This window comes from Methylobacterium sp. D48H (assembly GCF_053345715.1).
In genome coordinates this window covers 1-334 of record NZ_JBKFAP010000112.1, presented here as the reverse complement: position 1 = coordinate 334, position 334 = coordinate 1, and the positions used below count along the sequence as shown (strand labels likewise).

Annotated in this window: 1 pseudogene; it reads right to left on the bottom strand. The window is 76.0% G+C overall.

Going from position 1 to position 334, the window contains the following annotated elements:
• Nucleotides 1-126 precede the first annotated feature (126 nt).
• Nucleotides 127-334 (bottom strand): annotated as a pseudogene (locus tag ACLBX8_RS31710) (glycosyltransferase family 4 protein); the annotation flags it as partial.

Sequence of the window (334 nt, the reverse complement as noted above, 5' to 3'; positions counted from 1 at the left end):
TGACTGACGCTTTTCCTTATTCGTCAGACTCCGGCGGCGCAACGTGCGTCGTCGTCCCGCGGTCGCGGGCCGCGACCGTCGGGCGGCGGGCAGGCGTCTGGGTCCGGCGCGGATCGGCGGTCGCCGTCAGGGCGCCGCGAGGGTCGGCGCCACGGCCGCGAAATGCGCGGGCCAGTCCGGCGGCCGGTACCCGGCCAGACGGCCGGCCAGTCCGGCGCGGAGCGACCCGTCGGGCCGCGCGAGCGCCTCGATCGCCTCGATCCAGCCCGGACCGTCCAGGGGATCGCGGAACAGCGCGAAGCCGTCGGCGATCTCGCGGTGGACGGCGATGTCG